6 protein-coding genes are annotated in these 6,918 nt (G+C 55.3%); 5 read left to right on the top strand and 1 reads right to left on the bottom strand.

Translation table 11 applies throughout. The features are described from left to right. The 5 genes from Q7V06_RS07345 to Q7V06_RS07325 all read left to right on the top strand — a co-directional run. Nucleotides 1-1,150, top strand: a 1,150-nt coding sequence (locus Q7V06_RS07345) for a V-type ATPase subunit (RefSeq protein ID WP_304840115.1), incomplete at its 5' end; no start/stop codon positions are given. Further along, nucleotides 1,147-1,458: a V-type ATP synthase subunit F gene (locus Q7V06_RS07340; RefSeq protein ID WP_304840113.1), complete on the top strand. Its 312-nt coding sequence runs from the start codon at nt 1,147-1,149 to the stop codon at nt 1,456-1,458. The genes Q7V06_RS07345 and Q7V06_RS07340, both read left to right, overlap by 4 nt. 5 nt (nt 1,459-1,463) lie before the next feature. Beyond that, nucleotides 1,464-3,218 carry a V-type ATP synthase subunit A gene (locus Q7V06_RS07335; protein ID WP_304840111.1) on the top strand — a complete coding sequence of 585 codons (1,755 nt, stop codon included), beginning with the start codon at nt 1,464-1,466 and terminating at the stop codon, nt 3,216-3,218. Continuing rightward, nucleotides 3,218-4,603: a V-type ATP synthase subunit B gene (locus Q7V06_RS07330; protein WP_304840109.1), complete on the top strand. Its 1,386-nt coding sequence runs from the start codon at nt 3,218-3,220 to the stop codon at nt 4,601-4,603. The genes Q7V06_RS07335 and Q7V06_RS07330 overlap by 1 nt, the downstream gene beginning before the upstream one ends. Next, the gene (locus Q7V06_RS07325) at nt 4,600-5,247 is read left to right on the top strand and encodes a V-type ATP synthase subunit D (protein ID WP_304840107.1); all 648 of its coding nucleotides are present in this window, start codon (nt 4,600-4,602) and stop codon (nt 5,245-5,247) included. Before Q7V06_RS07330 ends, Q7V06_RS07325 begins: the two co-directional genes overlap by 4 nt. Nucleotides 5,248-5,701: 454 nt before the next feature. Here Q7V06_RS07325 and Q7V06_RS07320 read toward each other — a convergent pair. Continuing rightward, the coding region (locus tag Q7V06_RS07320) for a M3 family metallopeptidase (protein ID WP_304840105.1) at nt 5,702-6,918 on the bottom strand (1,217 nt) is incomplete at its 5' end.

The raw sequence follows: 6,918 nt of genomic DNA, 5'->3' as shown, positions 1-6,918 counted from the left end.
CGGTGAGGGATCAGGTCTCATCCTGATCGGGCTTGCCGTTGCTTTTCTGGTCGCGATTTTCCTCGCCATAACTGCCGGGTGGTTCCGGATCATCCTGAGCATCGCCTCGTTTGCATACCCTTCTGCCAGGGTCAGGGCGATGGGTAACCCGCTTGTCACGAAGGCTGGCAGTCTTGAGATCTCAGGTGCTGGCGATCTTCTTGAACTTTTCGAACGAGCCGAACGGCTCGGCCACCAGATCGGATACCGGGAAGGGATCTCTCTTGATGATACGGAGCGGCTGATCCGGGTCTATCATTATGCGATGCTCACAAACCTTGGAGGCACTGTACCGGATGCGATCCGCCCACTGATAAACGGGTATATTCAGGTATATCAGATCCGCGAGGTGGCTGCCATTCTCCGGAGTATTGCAGGTGGCCTTCCAAAGGAACTGATCGAGAGCAGGGCAGTTCCGATCGCCTCGCTCACCGATTCTGCGATCAGAAAAGCGGCACATTCAGCGACGGTTGAAGAGGCGGTGACCAGGCTTCACCGCTCAGGAGTCGTTCCACGGATACGGGAGCTCTGGACAAAAATCGGTGAAACGAGTGGCTTTTCCGCCTTTGAATCAGCACTTATCTCAGATGCATACCGCTCCCTGATGATGGCGGCACGGGGGATCGAAGAGTCGCAGTACGAACCGGCGGTCCTGATGGCTGGTCGGATGATCGACTGCGAGAATCTCAGGATTCTTATCCGGGGCAGGTTACGCGGAATGGATGCATCTGATCTGATGCCTTTCCTCATCCAGCCGGGTGGCTTTGAGATCACAGAACCCATGCTCCGCGATCTTGTCAGGACAGCCGATCTCACGGAACTCTTCTCCGCCATCAGGGAAACGGCATACGGGCCGTATATCGAACCCCACCTTGAGGAGGTCAGAAGAACCCGTGATCCCGGTCGAATTGAGCTATCCCTCTCCCGGTGCATTCTTGATATCGGGAGGATGATCAGCAGCCAGTACCATCTTGGGAGCGGTCCAATTATCCGGTACCTTGTTGCACTCCAGATCGAATGTGAGAATTTGGGCACTGCTGCTGCCGGTCTCATGCTTGGGGTATCTCCTGAGAGGATCGGAGATATGATGGTGATGGAGGCAGAGGCATGAAGATCGTCGCTCTTGGAGATAGGGAGACGATACTCCTCTGCAGACTTGGGGGAGTTGCTGAGACGCATCTGATCGGGGATGCATTCGAAGACGAGCTGAAGAGGCTCCTCCTCGATGATACGATTGGGATCATTCTCATCCAGGATACGTATGCGAGATCGCTTTTGAAGCTCCTGGATGAGCATGGGAGATCGCACCGGGTCTATCCGGTGGTGATCGGAATACCGGGGCCGTATGGCCCGGTGAAAGGAGATGACAGCATAACCGAGGCTATCAGGCGTGTTGCAGGAAGAGGAATGCCAGGGTGATCAGTATGACAGAGAGCAGAATAATTCGAATAACAGGGCCGGTCGTTGAAGCAGAGCAGATGCGTGGTGCACGGATGTACGAGGTCGTCTTCGTCGGCAGGGATGAACTGATCGGGGAGATCATCGGGCTGCATGAGGATGTTGCAACGATCCAGGTCTATGAGGAGACGACCGGGATTACGCCGGGTGAACCGGTGAAACGATCAAAGAGACCCCTCTCAGTAGAACTTGGCCCCGGACTCCTTGGAATGATCTATGACGGGATTCAGCGTCCATTAACCGAAATTGCCCAGATCTCAGGTGATTTCATCGTTCGTGGCGTCTCTGCACCCGCACTCCCCCGTGATACGTTGTACCGCTTCACCCCATCCGTCTCCTCCGGTGACCGTCTCATCGGTGGTGCGGTCATCGGGTCGGTTCCGGAGACGAAGCATATTCTTCACCGGATATTCCTTCCTCCTGATATCTCCGGAACGGTAGAGGGTGTCGCAGAAGAGGGCGACTATACGGTTGAAGATACGATCCTCCGGCTTAAGGATGATGATGGCACGTTCCATGAGATCACCATGTTGCAACGGTGGCCGGTCCGGGTGCCACGACCGATCCAAGAGAAGCTCCCGGTGATCCGGCCGTTGATCACCGGCCAGCGGGTTATCGACTCTTTCTTCCCGATCGTTCAGGGTGGAACTGCTTCTGTTCCCGGACCTTTTGGTGCCGGAAAGACGGTGGTCCAGCATCAGCTTGCCAAATGGTGCGACGCCGATATCATCGTCTATGTCGGATGTGGTGAACGGGGAAACGAGATGGCGGATGTCCTCCGGCAGTTTCCATCGCTTGTTGATCCAAAGACGAAGGAGCCTCTGATGAAGAGGACGGTACTCATCGGTAACACCTCAAATATGCCGGTTGCTGCCCGGGAAGCTTCGGTCTATACCGGGATCACCATCGCGGAATATTACCGGGATATGGGATATACCGTCGCCCTGATGGCAGATTCAACTTCACGGTGGGCAGAAGCGATGCGTGAGATATCGGGTCGGTTAGAAGAGATGCCGGGTGAACACGGGTACCCTGCATACCTCGGATCGCGGCTGGCTGACTTTTATGAACGTGCAGGCCGTGTAAAGACCCTCTCAGGTGCAGAAGGTTCCGTCTCGGTGATCGGTGCGGTATCACCTCCCGGTGGTGATTTCTCTGAGCCGGTCACGCAGAATACGCTCCGTATAGTCCGTGTCTTCTGGGCGCTCGATGCCGATCTTGCCCACCAGAGGCACTTCCCTGCGGTGAACTGGCTCCTCAGCTATTCACTCTATGCGGATCTCGTTGCCCCCTGGTGGGAGAAGCATGGGGGGATGGAGTGGTGGACGATGCGCTCAGAGCTCCTTGCACTCCTCCAGAAGGAGAACGAACTCCAGGAGATCGTCCAGCTGGTTGGTCCTGATCTCCTGCCTGAACAGGATAAATTCACCCTGAATGTTGCAGCAATACTCAGGGAGTCGTTCCTTGTGCAGTCTGCATTTGATCCGGTCGATACCTTCTGTCCGCCTGAGAAACAGTACCGGATGATGATCCTTATTTATCAGTACTTCAGAGGCGGCCGGGGTGCGGTGGAGGCGGGGATGACTGCGGGCGAGGTTGAGAAGCTCCCAGTGACTGCCCGCCTCTCCAGGATGGGTCCGATGCCGCATGATGAGTTCGATTCGTTCTTTTCAGAAGTATTGGAAGAGATGAAGGCAGCCTTCCCCGGGGGTGAGAACTGATGCCGCCGCTTCGGGAGTTTCAGTCGGTTGTCCGGGTGGCAGGTCCGATCCTTGCCGTATCCGGGATCGATGATGCCGGATATAATGAGGTGGTGCAGGTCCTCCTTCCTGATGGGAGTATCCGGGCAGGTCAGGTTCTTGAATCACGGAAAGGGATGGCGATCGTGATGGTCTTTGGAGGGACCCGTGACCTCGACTGTGATATCACTGCCGTCCGGTTTACGGGTCGGCCGCTGACGATGCCGGTCAGTAAAGATATGCTCGGGCGGATCTTCTCAGGATCGGCTGAGCCGATCGATGGTGGCGGGAGCGTGGTGCCAGAGAAGGAGATGGAGATCTCAGGGTATGCGATCAACCCGACGAGACGTGAGTTTCCAGAGGACTGTATCGAGACCGGGATATCTGCAATCGATGGGATGAACACCCTCGTCCGGGGCCAGAAACTCCCTGTCTTCTCCGGGTCAGGTCTTCCGCATAGTATGTTGGCTGCCCAGATCACGAGGCAGGCACGCGTCCGGGGAACAGACGAGTCATTTGCGGTCGTCTTTGCGGCGATGGGGATCACGCATGAAGAGGCGAGGTTCTTTATTCATGAGTTCTCCGAGACAGGGGCACGGGCACATGCGGTTCTCTTCTTAAACCGTGCCGACGATCCTGCAATTGAGCGGATCATCACCCCACGCCTTGCCCTCACCGCAGCAGAATATCTTGCCTTTGACTGCGGGATGCATGTCCTTGTGGTGATGCAGGATATCACCGCATACTGTGAGGCGCTCCGCGAGGTATCAGCGGCCCGTGAGGAGATCCCGGCCCGCCGTGGGTATCCCGGGTACATGTACACAGACCTTGCATCCCTCTATGAGCGGGCTGGCAGGGTGAAGGGGAGGCCCGGATCGATCACCCAGCTGCCGATCCTCTCGATGCCTGATGATGATATCACGCATCCGGTACCTGACCTCACCGGGTACATCACCGAAGGCCAGATTGTCTTGTCCCGGGAACTCCACAGAAAAGGTGTCTATCCCCCGATTGATGTTCTCCCCTGCCTGTCACGGTTGATGCAGGGTGGAATCGGGGAGGGAAGGACCAGATCTGATCATGCGAACGTCTCAAGCCAGCTCTATGCGGCATATGCCCGTGGCAGACGGCTTGCAGGACTTGTTGCGGTTATCGGTGACGAGGGGCTGACCGATGTCGATCGGTTGTATCTCCTCTTCCTTGAGCGGTTTGAGCGGGAATTTGTCGGGCAGCGGAAGGATGAAGGGAGATCGTTTGATGAGACCCTTGACCGTGCATGGGATCTCCTCTCGATCTTTCCGAAGGTGGAGCTTCGGCGGATCGATCCGAAGTATATTGAGCAGTATTACCGGGGTGAGATCGGGTGAGCGGGCGGCTCCCTCCTGGCACCCGCCCGACCCGGATAGAACTCCAGAAGGTCAGAAAAAGGCTCGTTGTTGCCGAAAAGGGGCATGAACTCCTGCGGGAGAAGCTTGATGCGATGGTGATGGAGTTCTTCTCCCTCTCACAGAGGCGAACTGATCTCAGAAGAATGATGGAGGAGGCGTTCTCTCTGGCGTATCCCCCCCTCTTTGCAGCCGAGATGGCGGGTTCCCGCCGTGAGGTGGAGAGTTGTGCGGCAGTGGAGCAGAAGATCCCCGATATCCCGGTCATTCAGAAGGGGATCATGGGAACCGGGGTCCCTGCATTTCAGATACCGGACCCGCTGAGAGCGTATGATAAACCTGGATACAGTTTATCAGCTGCAACCGGCAGGCTGGATTATGCATCAGCACTTGCAGAAGAGGCGGTTAGAGCCGCTATCAGGCTTGCTGAGGTGGAAGGGGCGATCCTCCGCCTTTCGTCCCGGATCGTCTCAGTCAGAAGGCGGGCAAATGCCCTTGATTCGATTCTGATCCCGCAGTTGAAGGGGATCATCTCGTATATCTCGGATTATCTGGAAGAGATGGAGCGGGAGGACCTCTTCAGAAGGAAACGGACGAAAGCACGGGGGGATGAGCGGCGGTGGTGAGGGATCCTCTGCCGCTCCTGTTCCTTGCTCTTGGTATTGCCGGGGTGATCACGCTGTTAGTCGGAGGGATTGTGCTGATTCTGGTGTTGATCGGGGTGATCTGAGGGGTGTTAAATGAGAGCGATACACTCCTCGACACCCATTTCCAGAGTCGGAGATGAGATCCAAAAGAGTGCCACGTTTCACTTCATCTTGCAGGGTTCCGGATTCGTATCGGTCGTTACAGGATCGGGTTTGAACTGACTGATGATGGTCGTATAATCTTTCACCTGGTTAAAAGCAGGGAAGAGATATATTTGGTTTTCCCTGAATGTATCACCTATAGAAAGTTGTTCTGATCTCCACCTCCCTCCAATGAACAGCAGATGAACAACTCTATCCCTCGCCCACTCCCTGACACCTTACATTTTCAGGATCTCAACCCCATTTGACTTTTATTGCTCAATTTTCTCCATTATATTGACCCTTCTATCCCAAGAAACCTATACAGCGGCTCAATCCCCGGCTCTTCCCCGAGGAAGTCTGTCAGGAGCACCATGCCGTCTGCCATATTGCCTCTTTCGAGGATGGTGGTTCTGTATGCCATTCCCGTTGTCCGGTTGGTCATGCCGTCCTCCTTGAAACGGTCAACGATGTTCATCGCATAGACCTTCGACCAGAGATAACCATAGTACCCGGCATCATATCCCCCCATCATATGGACGAAGCTCGCTGGCTGGTGAATCCCATCAGGCAGAGGAACCCCATACATCTCCTCGTAGAGATCCTGGTAGATGGCGGTTGTATCAACAGGACCGTCTGCGGTATGGAAGTACATATCCTCAAGCGATTTGGTCAGCCGCCAGTCGGTATAGGTGATACTTCTCCCAACCTCCCATGCACCCAGCATCTTCTCTGCATCTTCCGGGGGGATCCTCTCTTCCGGATTCCGGTAATGGCCGGAGATTGATATGAGTGTCTCTTTGTCAACGATCCACTCCTCAAAGGCCTGTGAGGGGGTCTCGACAAAGTCCCATTCGGTGTTATATCCGGCAAGGATGCCATAGGGTGCTTTTGTGAGGAGGGAATGCTTGGCATGCCCCATCTCATGGAAGAGGGCTGAGCATTCGTCCATCGTCAGCAAGGTGGGTAAATCTTCCCCCGGTGGGTTGAAGTTCCCGATGATTGCGTTCACCGGTATGGCATAGCCTCCGGCCGTCTCCCTCCCCTGGATAATGCTCATTGAACAGAAATGACCGTACTTCCCCTCGCGTGGAAAGAGGTCGAGATAGAGGTAGCCGATCGTTGATGCATCGTTCTCATCGATCACCCTGAAGAGTCTGACATCCGGATGCCAGGTCTGAGAGTCACGCACCTCTTCAAATGTGACCCCATAAAGGGATTCGCAGATTGCAAACATCCCATTGAGCACGGTATCAAGGGGGAAGTACGCCTTCATCTCCTCCTGATCGAAGGCAAAGTCTTCGGTCTTCTGCTTCTCCAGCAGGTACGTCATATCCCAGGGCTCAATTGTCGATGCTCCCGGATCAAGCTTCTGTTTGATCGGAAGAAGTCCGGCAATTTCACCCGCTGTCCCTTCCTGCATGGGTCTCTTCAGGGAATGTAAGAATGCCATGACCGTAGCGCTGTCCCCTGCCATCCTTCCTTCCAGCTGGTAGTCGGCCCAGGTAG

The organism is Methanocalculus sp., assembly GCF_030651615.1.
Classification (GTDB): domain Archaea; phylum Halobacteriota; class Methanomicrobia; order Methanomicrobiales; family Methanocorpusculaceae; genus Methanocalculus.
The sequence above is the reverse complement of the archived record's forward strand: the minus strand, read 5'-3'. Positions and strand labels throughout refer to the sequence as shown.

Coding starts and splice junctions, on each gene's coding strand:
- Q7V06_RS07340 (WP_304840113.1), top strand. CDS start 1,147: ATGAAGATCGTCGCTCTTGGAGATAGGGAGACGATACTCCTCTGCAGA.
- Q7V06_RS07335 (WP_304840111.1), top strand. CDS start 1,464: ATGACAGAGAGCAGAATAATTCGAATAACAGGGCCGGTCGTTGAAGCA.
- Q7V06_RS07330 (WP_304840109.1), top strand. CDS start 3,218: ATGCCGCCGCTTCGGGAGTTTCAGTCGGTTGTCCGGGTGGCAGGTCCG.